The organism is Ensifer sp. EB106-05-01-XG146, assembly GCF_058791875.1.
The window spans coordinates 1,093,439-1,109,555 of the sequence record NZ_JBYTDX010000002.1; the positions used below are offsets into that span (position 1 = coordinate 1,093,439).

The 16,117-nt window shown below is 60.2% G+C and carries 12 protein-coding genes; 4 read left to right on the top strand and 8 right to left on the bottom strand.

From position 1 onward, the window contains the following. Positions 1 to 8 precede the first annotated feature (8 nt). Positions 9 to 854, bottom strand: coding sequence for a glycosyl transferase (locus AC3WVQ_RS25120; protein WP_134886928.1), 846 nt, complete (start codon positions 852 to 854; stop codon positions 9 to 11). Between the two features lie 343 nt (positions 855 to 1,197). Between AC3WVQ_RS25120 and AC3WVQ_RS25125 the strand changes: the two genes are divergently transcribed. Further along, a complete protein-coding gene (locus AC3WVQ_RS25125; protein ID WP_492383133.1) occupies positions 1,198 to 1,545 on the top strand; it encodes a hypothetical protein in 348 nt (115 codons plus the stop codon). Between the two features lie 378 nt (positions 1,546 to 1,923). Here the strand turns inward: AC3WVQ_RS25125 and AC3WVQ_RS25130 are convergent, their stop codons facing one another. The 7 genes from AC3WVQ_RS25130 to AC3WVQ_RS25160 all read right to left on the bottom strand — a co-directional run bounded on the left by AC3WVQ_RS25130 (position 1,924) and on the right by AC3WVQ_RS25160 (position 11,751). Then, positions 1,924 to 2,985 carry a glycoside hydrolase gene (locus AC3WVQ_RS25130; RefSeq protein ID WP_492383306.1) on the bottom strand — a complete coding sequence of 354 codons (1,062 nt, stop codon included), beginning with the start codon at positions 2,983 to 2,985 and terminating at the stop codon, positions 1,924 to 1,926. Positions 2,986 to 3,031: 46 nt separating this feature from the next. Then, positions 3,032 to 4,204, bottom strand: a complete 1,173-nt coding sequence (locus AC3WVQ_RS25135) for a polysaccharide pyruvyl transferase family protein (protein ID WP_492383134.1) — start codon at positions 4,202 to 4,204, stop codon at positions 3,032 to 3,034. A gap of 142 nt (positions 4,205 to 4,346) precedes the next feature. Continuing rightward, positions 4,347 to 5,525 carry a polysaccharide pyruvyl transferase family protein gene (locus AC3WVQ_RS25140; protein ID WP_060521073.1) on the bottom strand — a complete coding sequence of 393 codons (1,179 nt, stop codon included), beginning with the start codon at positions 5,523 to 5,525 and terminating at the stop codon, positions 4,347 to 4,349. Positions 5,526 to 5,563: 38 nt separating this feature from the next. Next, the gene (locus AC3WVQ_RS25145; RefSeq protein ID WP_492383135.1) at positions 5,564 to 8,245 is read right to left on the bottom strand and encodes a glycosyltransferase; all 2,682 of its coding nucleotides are present in this window, start codon (positions 8,243 to 8,245) and stop codon (positions 5,564 to 5,566) included. Beyond that, the gene (locus AC3WVQ_RS25150) at positions 8,232 to 9,704 is read right to left on the bottom strand and encodes a DUF6212 domain-containing protein (RefSeq protein WP_492383136.1); all 1,473 of its coding nucleotides are present in this window, start codon (positions 9,702 to 9,704) and stop codon (positions 8,232 to 8,234) included. The genes AC3WVQ_RS25145 and AC3WVQ_RS25150 overlap by 14 nt, the downstream gene beginning before the upstream one ends. A 174-nt stretch (positions 9,705 to 9,878) precedes the next feature. Continuing rightward, a complete protein-coding gene (locus AC3WVQ_RS25155; RefSeq protein WP_492383137.1) occupies positions 9,879 to 11,132 on the bottom strand; it encodes a glycosyltransferase family 4 protein in 1,254 nt (417 codons plus the stop codon). Positions 11,133 to 11,178: 46 nt separating this feature from the next. Further along, positions 11,179 to 11,751 carry a MarR family transcriptional regulator gene (locus AC3WVQ_RS25160; RefSeq protein WP_034798035.1) on the bottom strand — a complete coding sequence of 191 codons (573 nt, stop codon included), beginning with the start codon at positions 11,749 to 11,751 and terminating at the stop codon, positions 11,179 to 11,181. Positions 11,752 to 11,983: 232 nt separating this feature from the next. Between AC3WVQ_RS25160 and AC3WVQ_RS25165 the strand changes: the two genes are divergently transcribed. From AC3WVQ_RS25165 to AC3WVQ_RS25175, 3 genes are all read left to right on the top strand, one after another. Further along, a complete protein-coding gene (locus AC3WVQ_RS25165) occupies positions 11,984 to 13,729 on the top strand; it encodes a type I secretion system permease/ATPase (RefSeq protein WP_112772768.1) in 1,746 nt (581 codons plus the stop codon). Next, complete coding sequence (locus AC3WVQ_RS25170; RefSeq protein ID WP_492383138.1) at positions 13,726 to 15,144, top strand: HlyD family type I secretion periplasmic adaptor subunit; 1,419 nt, start codon at positions 13,726 to 13,728, stop codon at positions 15,142 to 15,144. Before AC3WVQ_RS25165 ends, AC3WVQ_RS25170 begins: the two co-directional genes overlap by 4 nt. Positions 15,145 to 15,436: 292 nt before the next feature. Continuing rightward, positions 15,437 to 16,096 carry a calcium-binding protein gene (locus AC3WVQ_RS25175; RefSeq protein ID WP_060644398.1) on the top strand — a complete coding sequence of 220 codons (660 nt, stop codon included), beginning with the start codon at positions 15,437 to 15,439 and terminating at the stop codon, positions 16,094 to 16,096. Positions 16,097 to 16,117: the final 21 nt, after the last annotated feature.

Consider the following 16,117-nt stretch of genomic DNA (forward strand, 5'->3'; position numbering starts at 1 on the left):
ACTCATGCTTACTCGCGCCAATGCTCGGCCACCCAGGCCGTCGGGCGTATATAGTGCCGCAGGTACTGAAAGGCTCCTTTATTTTTCCTTTGCTGCGGATCGAAGACACCAGCGACATGTTCGAGTGCCGATTTGCGAGGTCCCTTCGTTCCATATCGTCCCTCGATCGCATGCTGCGGGTGAAGACCTCGCGGGAAGATCACCACGAGCGCGTCTTTGGGGAGACGGGGAGCGAGGAAATAATTGAGAGGGAAAGGCCAGCGGCAATCCTGACGGAAATGGAGAACCCACTTTCGTGGGAAGAACTTTGCGCCGCCGGGCGCATTCCGGCTCACGAAGCGCTGCTCATAGCGATACTCGTCAGCGACGCCCTGCGGGTCGGATCGAAACTTTTCCTGAAGCGGGAGGAGTTTGCCCACGGGGAACCGGAAGAGCGACGTCTGGCCAAGACGCTCAAACGGCGTCGTTTGATTTCTCGTCATCACCACATCCTCGGCTTCGCCGACTTCGAAGAAGGGATCAAGCGACGAGACGATTACTAGGTCAAGGTCGAGAAAAAGCACCGCTCCCTTTAGGTTACCGAGCGTCGGCCCCCAGAGTCGCGCCTTCGGCCAGATACCTCGTGTATTGACGGGCATGTTCTCAATATCGAGAGGCGGCAGATCTTCGCACCGGATTTCCGAGTTAAGCCCCACACGGTTGTCGGTGAAACAAGTAAACGTGAAAGGAGGCGTTATGTTGCGCGCAACCATCGCATAGAGTCTGTTGATGAACGGCGCGCCATATTTCGTACCCCAATTGATGCAAATGACCTGCTTTACACCACCGCTTGCCGCCAAAATACTCGAAGTCATAATGCTCGATCCTGTTTTCTATCGGTTTTCTCTTCAGTCTTCGCGCAAATCGGTCGGTTCTTCTATGAACTTTATCTGATTCAACGTGTTCTCACGTATTACTTGCCACTAGGCCCCACGCCAAGTGTGTTCCGGATTTTCTTTCGGTTTAGATGATCGGAGGTTCCGCGTTTCTGCGCGTTGCAGCGAATCACTTGAACGTTTCACAGACTTCGCCACGCACCCCTTCAGGGGTTGACTTGCGATGGCACGTAATCGCCGCCTTTCTGAGGACGCGGGATATACCACTTTCGAAAGAATAGCGCATGGTCTATGCCAACTAAGTCGTAATCGGGAGAGAGGGATGCGCATCATCGTGGTGATTGGGTTAGTCGCCGCCGCAACTCTGGCAGGCTGCTCTTCTGCGAGGGAGATGGCACGGATGAATACCTATAATTTCGAAGGTGAAACAATTGAATTCGAGGGCGACACCTTTCGAGTTTATCGGCACAAATCGGAAAAATCTCTGATGGTTTCGCCGGTCGCGGCCTCTCAGGCCTCGCCCAAATTCGTTACTCCCTTAACGTTTGATCAAAAGCTGGAGAGCACCGCCGAGAGATATCTTAAGGATCGAGGCGAACGCGGATGTGTAGTCGGGGCCGCGAGATCTCTTGGAAACGAGGTGTATGAGTTCTCGTATAAGTGCAAGTAGAATCCGCGCTGCGAAGTGTCCGAAGGTCGCAAGAGCTGCGCGGGCCGGTGTCTAATCCCGCGGGGTGATTGACTTGCCAATCCGACCGCATCGACGAAAGTGCGCCCCATGATGTTACCTGGTGCCCCAGGCCAACCCCAGGCATGATATGGCGGTCTCGACCTACGTACCGCGCCGCGATCCGCGACGCGCATTTCGACACCCATGCCTTTTCATGAATGATGACGCGGCCAGATTTTGAGCCCGCGTTGACGACGATATCATCCATGAGACGTAAAACATTCCAGCAACGAACACTTTCGGGACGCGGTGTAATACGGTCAAAGTTCCATCGCCATGTCCGCCGCAAATTGTCGGCTTCTTCACCCGAGCTGCGTACTACGGTGCGATGGCCAAAGCCCCGGCTGGACTGAGCCCGCCACAGCGCCATAGCCGGTAGTTCTGTTGGGTGTCCCAGTCGTAGTAGTAGGCGGCATCCAGGCGTTTTTCTTCGGAAAACCGCTCGAACACCGTCCGCATGGCCGTCATCGCCCCTTCGCGTTCGCGATCGTCGACGGGGCAGCTGCGCGCCGTGTTGGCAATCCCCCATTCCGTCACCCAGCAGGGCCGACCCCGCTCGGCAGGCGCGCAGAAATCGAGAAGTTTGGTGACGATCGAGGTGATTGCAGCCTTATCCTTGCGCGCCGGGTAGATGTGAATGCCATAGGCATCGACGAGCGCGTCCATGCCCCGCGCCTTCAAAAGGGCGATCACCTCGCCCGGGTCCAGCCGCTCCATTCCCTGGCGGTCCGCTTCCTTGGCTCCCATGTCGGAGAGCCCGGCAGAGACGATGATCGCCTTGCTGTTGCCGCTCGCTCTTACGGCGTCGCGGGTGATCTTCAGCGCCTCGACGTAGTTGTCGAGGCCCTTTCCGAACGCGTGGGCATCCTTGAGTTCGCCGAGATGTCGCGGCGTCGCTTGGCCCGGCTTCTCGTAGACGGCGAGGTCGCCGTTATAGCCGGCGAGGTTGATCTCGTTTCCGGGTTCTACCGCGTCCAGACGGATGCCAAGGGCATCGATGCGCTGCAGAGCTGACGCCAGGCCGACGCGGTAACGATCAAGGTCCAGATCGGACAACCGGTTGATATCCCAGATGCGCCCGAAGCCGGTGCGCGGGCGAACGCTGTCCGGATAATAGCTTTTGTTCGACAGCTGGATTTCGAGCAGGATCCGCAGACCCAGCCGGTTGGCAATCTCCAGAGCGTCGATGCTTTTGTCGACAGGGCGCGACAGCGATAGCCGCACATGCGTGGCGCCGCTGTCGGCGATTTCGCGAAGGATGCGTTCCTGATCCGTGCGCTCCAGCCAGGCGAGATTGAGCCGATTGACGCCGTAGCGCGCAGCCGCAGCCTCGCCCGCGAACGCCGGAGCGCCACGCGAAAGCGCCGCCCAGAAGACCAGGGCGGCAAGGAGCAGCGCCAACGGCGCTGCCCGGGTCAGGGGCAGATTAAATGCCAACCTGTTTAAGCGCACTTTGGAAGTTCGCCTCGCATGCCGAATAGCGTTCGGTAACCGCCTGCGCATCGATCTTCGACAGGAAGTTGGCGAGATGCGCCTTCTTGTCCGCCTCACGATTCCAGACGCCCGCCTCGATATAGGGGAAGCCGATGAATTCGAGCATCTCGCGCATACGGTCGTCGACGGCGATCATCAGCGAAGGCGTGCCCGCCTGCATGCCAATGACGCAGCCATGGAAGCGCCTGCCCATGCAGAGGTCCCGGGTCGATGACCAGGCGCGCCACTGGTTGGTGTCGAAGAACACCATCAGTTCATTCTGCCGCTGCCATTTTTCCTGATGCTTGTATTCGGTCTTGCCGGTGATGCGGCCGCTGGAGCGGTCATAGACCGGCGCGTTGTCATCCACGGGAAGCGTCAGGTTATAGGCGACGATTTCGTCCTGGATGACGTAGCTGGCCACGCTCTCCGGCTTCAGGAGCGCGTGGGCATCGACGATGGTGTCGGCGACGCTACCGAGATAGCCGCCGAGCGCGAGCTTCTGTGCCGAGGCAAGGTCTGCGTTTGCAAGCGACGTCAAGGAGTGGCGCATCTCGTTGGGAGCGAAGAAGAGCGAGGGGCAGCCGGTCGGCTTGACGAACTTCATGCCCTCCGCGCGCAGGAACTCGGCGGTGAAATAGCCGCGGGTCAGGAAGAAGCTTTCCTTCTGCTTCAAGACCTCGAGGAACCGCAACGTACCGGCCGGCAGGTTTTCTTTCAGACCTTCACGCTTCTGGATGCCGATGCCCATCACCAGAACCGGCATCTTCAGCTTCTCGAACACATCCGCTTCGAGATCGGCCGAGTATCCCGGACGCAGCAGGTTCGCCGAAGCGAACACGCACATGTCAAATTCCTTGTTCAGGGCATCGTAGACGTCGTTGGCGCCGCGGCTGTTGACCAGATGCCAGAACGGCACATAGGTCACGTCATGACCGCGCAAGGCATAAGCTGCGCCCTCGCCGATCAGGTAGTTGCCGGTGTTGGCGATCTTCTTGACCTGGTCGACCAGATCCTTCTTGCTTCGGATATCGTCGAAGTAGGGTTTGTGATGAACCGTCGCACCGGAAACGCGCGCCACGGTACGCTGGAGGTAGGAAGGGATTCCGGTGAGCAGGATACGCATCGATACACCTGGTTTGTGGACTGGCCCACAGAGTTGAGGAAGAGGGAGGGCGGCACGAGGAAGCGGATCTGCAAACCTCACCGTGCCGCCCGAACATCATGAATTGAGCGCCTCGGATCGAACGCGTCCGAGGCATCACGGCTTAGAGGCCGATGCCGATCTCGCGCAGCACCGTACGGAAATTGCGTTCGCGATCGGAGTAACGGTCGACCAGTTCCGATGCGTTCAGCCCGGCCAGATGGCTGGCAACGAACTCCGCCCGGTTTTCCGCCTTTTCGAGCTCCTGGACGTCGACCGACGGCAGGCCGGTAAAGCCCAGCATTTCGCGCATGCGGTCGTCGACGGCCACCATCAGGCTCGGCACGCCTGCCTGCATGGCGATGATCGAGCCATGGAAACGACGGCCGAAATTGAAGTCCATGTGCGAGGCCCAGGCGCGCCACATGTTGGTATCGAAGAAGGTGCGCACATCGAAGGGGACCTTCTGGCGCTCAGCGCCCGGAAAAGCCAGTTCGCCGAGCATCTTGCCCGAGCAGGAATCGAAGACCCTGCCATCGGCATCCGGCTCGACCTTCATGTCGAAGTGCAGGAATTCGTCCTGGATGATGTATTGGGGCTTGGCGCCTTCTGGGTTGAGCGCGATCGCATCGACGATGCAATCGTGATTGGCGCCGAGATAGCCCGAAAAGATCGTCTTTGCCTGACCGATCTTGACGTCAGGCAACTTCTTCATCGAGGCGCGCATGTTGTTCGGCGCGAAATAGACCGAGGGGCAGCCGGTTGGCCGGACGTACTTGAACCCCTGGTCCTTGAGGTAGCCGGCGGTTTCGTAGCCGCGGGTCAGGAAATAGTGCTCGCGGTCCTTGAGAACATCGAGCAGGCGCTTCGTCCCCTCCGGCAGGCCTGTTTCCAGGTCCTTGCGGTTCTGGTGGCCGATGCCGAGCATGACGATCGGCATCTTGAGCTTGCTCAAGACATCAGCCTCGGCATCCGCAGAAAGCCCCTTGCGCAACAGATTGGCGCAGGTGAACACGCAGATGTCGAAGTTGTTGTTGAACTCATCGAAACCGGTGCCGTTCTTGTGGGCGTTGTAAAGATGCCAGAACGGAATCTGCTTGGCGTGCGGCGCGATGGCGCGCAGAGCCCCCTCACCGATCAGATAGTTGCCGGTGTTACTGATGTTGCGAAGCTCCTGAAGAAACTCGTCCTTGGATTCGGGTTGTTTTTGCCGTTCCGAATAGGAAACCGACAGGCCATTGGCGCCGTTTGCGAGGCGCGTGTAATGACCAGGAATACCCGTCAGGAGGATTCTTGGACGCATGCGTAAGTCCCTTCTCTTTGAAAAGTCGTACGGGTCGATCAGCCTGCAGCTGCGACGCCGGTATTGGATGTGTCTCGCGCCCGGATGACCTTGGCACGCGAAAGCGAGGAATTGTTCACGGCGCCGTCGCACCAGCCGAGGAACTCGGAGAAGGAGTTGGACCAGGCGCGGCGCGCCGCTGTTCTCAGGCAACCTTCCATGATCGGCGCCAGCAGGTTGCGATCGCGCGAAACCTCGGCGATCGCCTTGACCATGTCGCGCACCACCTGGGGATCGGACGAGGCATTGATTAGGATGCCGTCCTCGCGATCGACGATCAGTTCGTCGACGGCGCCAACCGCGGTTGCGATCGGCACGCAGCCGAGCTGTTGGGCTTCGGCGATCATCAGCGGGGCACCTTCCCAGCGCGAAGGCATGATCAGAACATCGGCCCAGCCGAGCGCCTTGATCAGGTCGCGGCTGGCAAAGACCGGTGGGCGCACGTCGACGCCCAGTTCCTTGAGCCGGTCCGTCCAAGAGAACGAGGCATCCGCCAGGATCTCGCCACCGATCGCCCGCGCATCGAACGACACGTGTGCGGCCCGCAGTTCGGCGATCGTCGCGGCCAGGCGGTCGATGCCCTTCTGCTGGTCGAGACGGCCCATGTAGAGCAGCCGCAGCCGGTCGTCCTTGCGCTCGATCCGCCGCACCTGCAGCACGTCTGCAAGCACCTTGGGCGGCACGGAGAAACTTGCGCCGTTGGGAACGGCAAAGATCTTTTCGAGCGGCACGCCGAAGCTGTGCAGGTAGAACTTCAGTTGTTCCGAGCAGGTGAGGAAGGCGTCGTAGCAATGCTCGTGGGCGATGGCTGCAAAGGGCTGGCCGGCCGGGCGCTTGAACGGCGTGTTGTCGACGACGTGCAGATAGCAAGCCGTGCGTGTCCCTTCCGAGCGCAGCCGTGCGATCAGCGGATGCATCGCCATCACGTGGTTGTTGATGACGAGATCGAAGCCTGAGAGCTGACCTTTAAGCGCACCCCAATCGACTTCATGATGGTCGGCAATGAAATCCTGGCCGAGGAACGAGCCGGAGCCGCCCCAGGCCGGGATGCCCTGATCCCAGAAGTGAACATAGTCGAAGCTCGAATCGAACTCATCGATCACGTCCATCCGGCTGGTGCCGAGCACGAACAGATGCGTCTCGTAGCCCGCGGCCCTAAGTTCACGCGAGGCGGCGTAGATGACCTTCTCGGCGCCGCCAAACGACGCGTTCGGCACGAGAAGCGCTGCAGTCTTCTTACCGGCTTCGCTGTGCCCGAGCGGCAGCACCGGCGAGCCGCCGATTTCTGTTCGCAAGGCCTTGTGCAGGTCGGAATAGGGCATGAGCCGCGCGGGTCGCCAGGTCCAGCGACGGCCGGCCGTGCGGCGAAGCGGACTGGTGGCGACCGCGTTGACGCAGTTGATCATCACCTGTTGCGGCGTGATCAGCGTGCGGCGCGGCAGAGCGCGCGGGAACGGGAAGCGCACATTGAGAACCGCCGAGGTCGGCCAGACCTGCTGCGTGCCGATAGAGGCAAACCAGTCGAGCGCATTGTTGCGGATGACGTCGCGCAGGAGCGCCGTCGAAATGAAGATGAGATCCGGTTGGCCGAGATGCTGGGCGCCGGCGTCGAGGAAGGTCGGCTCGATCTTGCGCTGCGTTGCGTCGTTGCCGAGATGAACGAAAACGACGTTGGCCTTCTCACTCAGGCGCTCCAGGTGGCAAAGCACGTTGGGCAGCATGCGCGAGCGCAAAAGCAGATCGATCGTCGCACCGCTGCCGGCCATGACGAAGGGCGGGAAATGCACGTTGTCGGGCTCGCCGGTGCTTGCCCAGAAGGCTGGGATGATGTCGTCGAGGCGCAGCCGCTTCGGTTGCTTCGTCGGATCTGTGAAGAACGAGATCGCCGCGTCTTCGGTGCGCGCGAAGAGATAACGCGGGCACTCCTCATGCTCGAAATCGACGAGCATTGGCCGCTGGAACAGAGCCTTGTGGCGCTTTCTGAGGAAGCTCACGGATGTCGCGCGGTCGCGGTTGGCTTCCTTGAAACGGCTTTCGGCGCGCAGGCGGTATTCGAACGTCGTGTCGTGGCAGGGGGTTCCGACAAAACCGTGCTCGACGCAGGAAAGCCAGAACTCCCAATCCTCAAAACCGTTCTGTCGGTCGTCGTTGAACCGAACGCCCTCCTGGAAGACCTCGATCGAGATCATCGAGCCGGTGTCACAGATGTTGTCCGTGATGCAGTGGACGAGCCGCGAATACTGGTTGCCGTAATGCGCTCGCCAGCTCACCGAGAAGGTGTCGATGTTGGTATAGACCCAGCCGGCGCCGCTTTCGTGCAGGCGCCGATAGAGGGTCTCGATCGTTCCCGGCAAGACTCGGTTGTCGGCATCGAGGAAATAAACGGCCTTCGCCTCGGGCAGATTTTCGAGCACGTAGTTGATGGCGCGGTTGCGCGCACCGCCGGGGCCGGCGTTACGCCCGAAGACCACATGGATATCAGGGTGGGCCGCGGTATAGAGCAACAGCTGATCGAACGTTTCCTGCCGCGGGTCGCCGTCGACCGAAACGACGATGGCAATACGGCAACCCTCGAGATCCGATGCAAGCGCTGATTCGAGCGCTTCGAGCGCCAGCGCCGCGTGGCCATAGAGCGGCATGGCGATCGCGATGAGGTCCCTTGGATCGCTATTGCTGTGCATGAGACGCACCACCCGACTGCTTGACCATCCGGAAGCCCGACACCTTGAGCCAGGAGAAATCGACCGAGTCGGTTACGGCGCGGCTGAGGATCATCAGATCCATGGGCTGGCGCACCGGCTCGTCGAGCTGGAAGTTGATGTTGATCGGCTGCTCGTTGGTGACCTCGCGCCAGCCGCTGAAGAAGGCGGACGGCTTGACCACCCCCTTGCGAGCCAGTTCCGCCACTTCGGAGCGCGCGTTCGAGCCCGCTGGAGCGAGCAGGAAGCTGACGGCCGCCGGGGCGCCCTTGGGATGATCGACCACAGCGCTTGCGGAGAAGGATATGGTGCCGGGCTCGACAGCGCGACCGACGGCGCCGGCCGACACGCCATTTGCAAGCGGATGGCAGACGACGGCGTGTTCGTGTTCGAGAAAGCGTACCGTCTGGAATTCCGGCACGACCGGCGTCACCGATACGTCGACGATCTGGCTGAGCAGATCGACCGACAGGCGATAATCCTCGATGAAGTGGCCGTCGAGCAGCGCGGTCGGCGCGATCATGTTCGGCATGCGCGTCGGCTTGACGCCGGGCAGACCGGTATAGACGCGGAACGCTAGAGGGCGCAGGTCAAGGTCGGCGTGGCGGGTCTCGGACCGAGCCGTATAGTGTTCACTGGCGATGGGATAGCCGAGTGAAAGCCCGACCGTTTCACTACCGGTCGTCGAAACGCGCAGCCGCAGGGTCTTCGCGCCCCCCCCGCAGGTGCGCGGCAGGGCAAAGAAGTTCCAGCCTGGAACGAGCTGCGAGAATGGAACGGCCCACTCGGCAACCCCCTCGCCGCTCTCGACATAGCTCAAGACGACGACCAGTTCGCCGCCATCCCGCGGGACCGAATTGAAGTGAAGGGCGATGCCGGCGACGCCATGGCTGGAGACCGGCAGGAGCTGTTCGACAAAGGCATTGGCAATCAGATGGCCGATGCCCTCGTCCTTGGGGTCGACATAGGGGTCGTGCGCAAAGACTTCGGCGACCGGCTCCCAGTTGCGTGCCTGGAACGCATCTTCAAGCGCGCGGTAGTTTTCAAGCAGCGTTTCACGCTCGCGGCGAAGCAGCGCAAGCTCGGATGTGATTGCCGACGAGAACCGGGCAAGCCGCCCGACACCCCCGTCGACCAGCGCCTGAATGAGCCCAGCGCTTTCGCTGACGGCCTCGGCGCTCAAGCGCTTGATCGGGATATCCGGGACGGTCCCAAGTGCTCGCAGCGAGACAATGCCGTCGGCCAGATCCGCCTCGCCCTCCCTAGAAAAGGCGAGCCCGATCAATGGAAACACGTTTTCGAGGGTCGCATCAGGCCGATCGCCTGCCGGAAGAAAATGAACCAGGTGCTCGATGCCACTGCCCTGGACACTCGCCCTATCGTGATCCGAGGCCAACACCAGCTTTCTCTTCGCCTGCGAATACCTCACGCCAGAAGACACCAACCCTTGCACGCGCCACCCTCAATTCAACCGAATTCTCTCTGTAGTTGAATCCCCCGATCCGAAATAAACCGGCGAATTCAACGACCTAGAGAAAGCATATCAAGGTTATTTGCACTGCACAATAAGTTATATTTGCGTTTCTCGTGAAATAATAGTTCGGGTTTTGAAGTATTATACAGATGAGACCCGTAATATTTGAGTGGATCCGGGGGTTCCCATTGCCTTATCCAGCAATGTCATCTGTCGCGCAATGCAATCGCCCAGACGGAACCTTTGCTCGACGGTGCGGCGGGCGGCTGCACGCAAGTCGGAATACTTCTCCGGTTGCTGCAAAGCGCCAGAGATCGCCTCCGCGAGCGCATCCGTATCGAAGAACGGCACGAGCAGGCCGTTGCGGCCGGAGCTCAACACCTCCTGCATCGGCGCGGTGTCCGATCCGATGACGAGAGCGCCGCAGGCCATGGCCTCCAAGACCGACCAGGAAAGCACGAAAGGATAGGTCAGATAGATATGGGCGGTTGAAATCTGGAACAGCTGCTTGAGGACACCATGCGGCACCACGCCTGGAAACAGGAACCGGTCGGCCGGGATATTCAGGGATTGAAGCAGATAGTCCTTCCACGAGCCGCCACCGGGCGGTGGGGCGCCGTAACTGACGCCGTCGCCACCGACGAAAACGAAAAGCGCATCGGGATGGCGCTTCGCGACCTTTGCGGCCGCCTCCAACGCCTGCGGGAAGCCGCGATAGGGCTCGAGATCGCGGGCGACGAAAGTAACGATCGGCGGATCACCCGCCTTTAGCACCCGTCCGTCCGGAAGCTTCAACGATGCCGACGGATCGGGACGGAAGACGCGAGTGTCGACGCCCTCGTGGCAGACGGCGATACGGGCGCGATGCTCCGCCGGATAAAGGCTCCGTTGCCATTGGGTCGGGCTGAAGCCGCCATCGATCGCATCAAGCGTCAGGAGTTGCGCCATGTTGCGCAGCCGCAGTCGCTTACGCGTATCCTGGTCGGGCTTGTCGTCGGGAGCAAAGCCGATATCGGCCCCTTCGGCGCGGTAGAAAAACTCGCAATAGCCGAGTGCCGGGACATTCGGCAACACATCCTTGACGAAGGTCATACCGCCCCAGCCGATGTGCCCGACGATAACGTCGGGCACCTGCCCCTGGCGGGCCATGGCATCGAAGGTTTCGGCGACCCGGTGACCGATCCGGACATGATGGTCAGGCACACCAAGGTGCCTTGCCATCTGCGAATTGGCCTGCGGGCCGGGTTCTGCTCTGTGGCGAACGACACGCGTTGCCGGAATCCGCTGATCCACGGTTTCCGTCACGAGTGTCACTTCATTTCCGGTCTGCGCCAAATGAGACGCGAGAGCGGCGAACTGGCAGAAGCCGCGCCGGTGTACAAATGCTACGTGCATATTCCCTGCCTATAGCCGTTGAAAGGACAGCCTGTGCGCGGGCATCTCAGATGCCGTAGCGCGTTGCATTCCCCCAAACCAGCTCGAGCCGGTGCAGTGTTTGAAATGCGGTTTCGAGATTGCGCCGGTCCTGCTCGCCGTGGCTGAGGACACGTTCATAGGCGCCAGCCGCCTTGCGTAAGGAATCGCACAATTGCTTGCCCTTCTCCGAAAGCTTGATGCGGGCCGAGCGCCGATCGCGCTGGGAGGCGGCCCTGTCGATATACTCTCCGTCGCCCAACTGCTTCAGGTAGTAGGAAACGTTGGAGCCGACATAGTGGCCACGGTCCAAAAGCTCCGCCACCGACACTTCCGCGTCGCCGATCGCCAGAAGGACCATCGCCTGTGCCGGGCCGATATCGTCGACGCCAAGCTTCGTCAGCTCGGCACGCAACAGGCCGGTAAAGCGCCGGCTGGCCCGCTCCATCATCCGTGCCAACTCGAAATATGTGACCACGGACGCTTCGCTCTCCTGGTCAATATTGTCATGTTCAGGGGCACTTCCAGCTGCGTCATCCCCGGGGCGGATGGCAACAGCGCCGCCAAAATCTGCGAACGGATAGAGAATCCTTTGATTCATCCCTCTCTCCAACTGAGCATTACTACAATATTCAAAAATTACTTCAAATTTTGAAGCAATTTTTCGCCCCCTTTACTCCCCCCGAATACGACTATCTTGAGCATTCCACCATTATTGTGTCACACTTATCACGGCAACACTGTGATTTAAGTGATAACAAACAAAATAGCTTCCTCAAGACCCCAACGAACTTATCCAGAAAATCGCCACGCGTGACAGCAAACGAGGCAATATGATTAGCAAGAACCAAATTGGGCCAAAGAAGGCACAAAATGGAGCAAACGATCCGCGGCTGCTTATTTTGAAGGCGCGCCGCGTGTTCGTTTTGGCACTTATTTATGCAGCCGTGCTGAGTGCTTGCATCGGCATATTGCAGCTCTCGACACCACTCTACATGATGCAAGTTCATGACCGCGTTTTGAACAGCCAGAGCATGGACACGCTGACCATGCTGACGATTCTCGTCATCGGCGCGCTCGTGATCTACGGCGTGCTCGAATACATCAGGGCTTTGACGTTCCAGGCGATGGGTAGTGCGGTCGTGCGCTGGCTGAACCTGCCGGTGCTGACCGCCGCCGTTCAGGCGGCCGCCGATCAAGGGCTGACCCGGGCGACCCAGTCGCTACGGGACCTGGCGGAATTGAGAAGCTTCCTCACAACCTCTGCCGTCAGCGCCCCACTCGATGCCGCCTGGTCGCCGATCTTTCTCGGGGTGCTCTTTGCGCTGCACCCAATGTTCGGCCTTCTTGGCGCCATTTCCATTGCCCTGCTCGTATGCTGTGGATTGCTGACTGATTTGCTGACTCGCCGGCTGATGAAAGAGGCCAATCAAGCCAATATCGAGGCCGTTTCGAAAATTGGTTCAAGCTTGCGCCATGCCGAGGCGATCGAGGCCATGGGCATGCTGCCGGCACTTGCCCGCCGCTGGCGCACCGCACAGCTGCACGCGCTCGACGCGTTGGAAACCAGCGGAAGCCGCAGCAAGGCGATGGCTTCAATCACCCGTTCGCTGCGCTTCATGATCCAGGCGGCCGCACTGGCAACAGGCTCTATCCTCGTGATGAAACAAGAGATTTCCCCCGGCGCGATGATGGCGACGACCATCCTCGTCGGACGCCTGCTCGCCCCGTTTGATTCGATGATCGAGAACTGGCGTCAGTGGGTGCTCGCCATCGCAAGCTGGCGCCGGATAGAGACTGCGCTGAACCAGGATCTGGCCGTACGCCAGACCATGCCGCAGCCGCGCACGCAGGGCGATCTTGTTGTGGATAAGCTCGTTTACGCGGCGCCCGGCCTCGATGTGCCGATCATCAAGGGCGTTTCCTTCTCGCTCTCGCCCGGCGAAGTTCTCGGCATCGTCGGCCCCTCGGCGGCGGGCAAATCGACACTGGCCCGGCTCCTCGTCGGAATTCAGAAGCCGACCACCGGCGGCGTCTTCCTCGACGGCAACAATGTCTATCTGTGGGAGCGCGCTTCCTTTGGCCAGATGACCGGCTACCTGCCGCAGTCGGTTTCGCTGCTCGAAGGAACCATCCGCGACAACATCTCGCGCATGGAGGAAGGCGAACCCCAAAAAGTGCTCGAAGCGGCTCGGCTTGCTGACGTGCACGACATGATCGGGCGCCTGCCGCTCGGCTACGACACTCCGGTCGGCGATGGCCACCTGACGCTTTCGGGCGGCCAGCGCCAGCGCATAGCTCTTGCCCGCTGCCTTTACGACCATCCTCGCCTGATCGTTCTCGACGAGCCGAACGCCAATCTCGACGCCATCGGCGAGCGCGCATTGATCCGCGCGATCGAGCGGGCGCGCAACGACGGTGCGATCGTCATCATGATCGCCCACCGGCCGACGATCATGCAGGCCGCCGACAAGCTGCTCGTTCTTGAAAACGGGCGCATCACCCAGTTCGGCCCGCGCACCGACGTGGTCGCATCCATGACACCCGGCGAGCCGAGACGGGAAGGCGTATCCGCATGACGAACAAACAGAACCTGCCAGCCTCTCGCGACGCACGCACACTCGTGGCCAAGGACGACCACGCGAACTTGCCCGCGATCCCCGAGCGGCCCCACCCTCTGCACGGGCTGGATGCGGACGCAGAAGGAAGCGCCACCGCGCCGCTGCGCGGCGTGGTCCTTGCGGGCCTGACGACGATCCTCGTCGCCTTCGGTGGTTTCTTCGGTTGGGCGTTTTCAACGGAACTCAGCAGCGCGTCGGTCGCAAGCGGCACGATCGTGGTCGATTCGAAGCGCAAGACCGTCAGCCACTTCGAAGGCGGCATCCTCGACCGCCTCCTGGTCCAGGAGGGTGACCGGGTCGCAGCCGGCCAGCCGTTGCTCAAGCTCGAAGATACGCGCGCCCGCTCCGACCTTCAGGCACTGCAAAGTCGCCGCATCGGCCTGATTGCAAAGCTCGCGCGCCTACGCGCGGAGCAGAGTGGATCGCAATCAATCGCTTTTCCTGATGACCTGACAGCAACATCTGACGCTACGGCCGAGGACGCGATCAAAGCGGAAACGAACTTCTTCGACAGGCGCCGTGAAGCCAAAACCGGTCGCCTGGAGATTCAGCGCAAGACGATCGAGGAATTCTCGGAAAAAGCGAAATCGCTGACGGAGCAGATCCGCGCAACCGATCGGCAGGTCGAACTTATTACCGAGCAGCGAACATCAATCGCAACGCTGGTCGCGAAGGAATATGCACAGCGCTCGAAGCTGATCGAGATCGATGCAAAGCTCAGCGAGTTGGCCGCAACCCGCGGTGAGCTTGCGGGCAACAAGGCCCAGGCAGAAAAGGCGGAAGCCGGCGCCGAGCTCGGCTTGACCGGGATCGAGAATGAGTTCCAGTCCGAGATCGCCGGGGAAATCACCACGGCCCGTCTTGAGCTTTCCGATGTCGAAGAACGATTGGTGTCAGCCAAAGACATCCTGACGCGCCTCGACATTCGCTCGCCGCAAGCGGGTATCGTCACCAACATCCAGCTACGCACGGCAGGCAGCGCCGTCTCCGCGGGGCAACCGCTTCTCGATATCGTGCCCGAGGACGAGCCACTGCTGGTAGAAATGCATGTCGGCACCCGTGACATCGACAGCATCGATATCGGTTCGAAGACGCAGATCAGGTTGACAGCCTACAACCAACGCACGCACCTGCCTCTCGACGGCGAGATCAGCTATGTGGCGGCCGATCAGTCGGTGGATGAGAAATCGAACGTCTCCTACTATGTGGCGCGTGCCCGCATTGCGGCCTCGTCGCTCAGCGCCAACCCGGACATTCGCCTCTATCCCGGCATGCCCGCCGAAGTCCTGATCGTCCATAAGCCGCGCTCGGCGATCGACTACATGGTCTCGCCGATTGCGGACAGCCTGAACCGCGCATTCCGGGAAGACTGAACCAGATCTTCAGAGAGCATCCGAAGCCGGCGAAATTTGAATTCGCCGGCATTTTATTTCTAATTTTGAATTGAATTCCAAGTAATATAGAAGATACTTACCCCTTATATCGTGGGGATAATCATCAAAAAGACACAAAATATACATCACAGGTAGAGCTTTATAATACAACACAGCCGAATTTCTTTTGTTTTTGCTGTTGCCATATGTTTTTTTGCAGTGCAATGTCCCGGCGCTCATCCAAGGTTTGAGGCCAGAGATGGGCGTAAGCAACAACTAAGAGGAGTAGCATATGGCCACGTTGGAAGGCGGCGCGTATGATGACGCCCTTTTTGGCTCACGCTTCGACGACTTCATCCACGCTCGCGCTGGAGATGACTTCGTGAACGGAGGCAATGGCGACGACACCATCTTCGGTGATGAAGGTGATGATCTGCTGTTTGGCGGTAACGGAAACGATGCCCTGTTTGGCGGCTGGGGAGACGACGTTATCCATGGCGAGAACGGGAACGACGTCCTGTTCGGCGGCCAGGGTGATGACCTGCTTTACGGCGACAACGGGAACGACATTCTCATTGGCGGCGGCGGCAGCGACCTGCTGATGGGCGGCCGAGGCAGCGACATCCTGTTTGGTGGTGCCGACAACGACATCATCAACGGCGGCCAGGGCGACGACGTCATGACCGGCGGGGAAGGCAGCGACGTGTTCGTGTTTGACGGCGGTGGCGGCAACGACGTCATCCTCGACTTCACGCCCGGCGAAGACCTTCTGCAGATTTCGAAGGACATCAACGGCCTCGACATTTCGTCGCCGGAAGATCTGGCATCGCGCGTCACCCAGGTTGGTGGCAACGTGGTCATCGACTTCGGCCATGGCGATACGCTGACGCTCGTCAATGCGGACGCCGACGACATCCAGGCGAACCCGAACCACTACTTCACGATCCATTGAGATTGACTGGCGCGCCCCACT

Bases quoted from the DNA above. Each gene is read 5' to 3' on its own strand.
- AC3WVQ_RS25120 (WP_134886928.1), bottom strand. From the start codon at position 854: ATGACTTCGAGTATTTTGGCGGCAAGCGGTGGTGTAAAGCAGGTCATT.
- AC3WVQ_RS25125 (WP_492383133.1), top strand. From the start codon at position 1,198: ATGCGCATCATCGTGGTGATTGGGTTAGTCGCCGCCGCAACTCTGGCA.
- AC3WVQ_RS25135 (WP_492383134.1), bottom strand. From the start codon at position 4,204: ATGCGTATCCTGCTCACCGGAATCCCTTCCTACCTCCAGCGTACCGTG.
- AC3WVQ_RS25140 (WP_060521073.1), bottom strand. From the start codon at position 5,525: ATGCGTCCAAGAATCCTCCTGACGGGTATTCCTGGTCATTACACGCGC.
- AC3WVQ_RS25145 (WP_492383135.1), bottom strand. From the start codon at position 8,245: ATGCACAGCAATAGCGATCCAAGGGACCTCATCGCGATCGCCATGCCG.
- AC3WVQ_RS25155 (WP_492383137.1), bottom strand. From the start codon at position 11,132: ATGCACGTAGCATTTGTACACCGGCGCGGCTTCTGCCAGTTCGCCGCT.
- AC3WVQ_RS25160 (WP_034798035.1), bottom strand. From the start codon at position 11,751: ATGAATCAAAGGATTCTCTATCCGTTCGCAGATTTTGGCGGCGCTGTT.
- AC3WVQ_RS25165 (WP_112772768.1), top strand. From the start codon at position 11,984: ATGATTAGCAAGAACCAAATTGGGCCAAAGAAGGCACAAAATGGAGCA.
- AC3WVQ_RS25170 (WP_492383138.1), top strand. From the start codon at position 13,726: ATGACGAACAAACAGAACCTGCCAGCCTCTCGCGACGCACGCACACTC.
- AC3WVQ_RS25175 (WP_060644398.1), top strand. From the start codon at position 15,437: ATGGCCACGTTGGAAGGCGGCGCGTATGATGACGCCCTTTTTGGCTCA.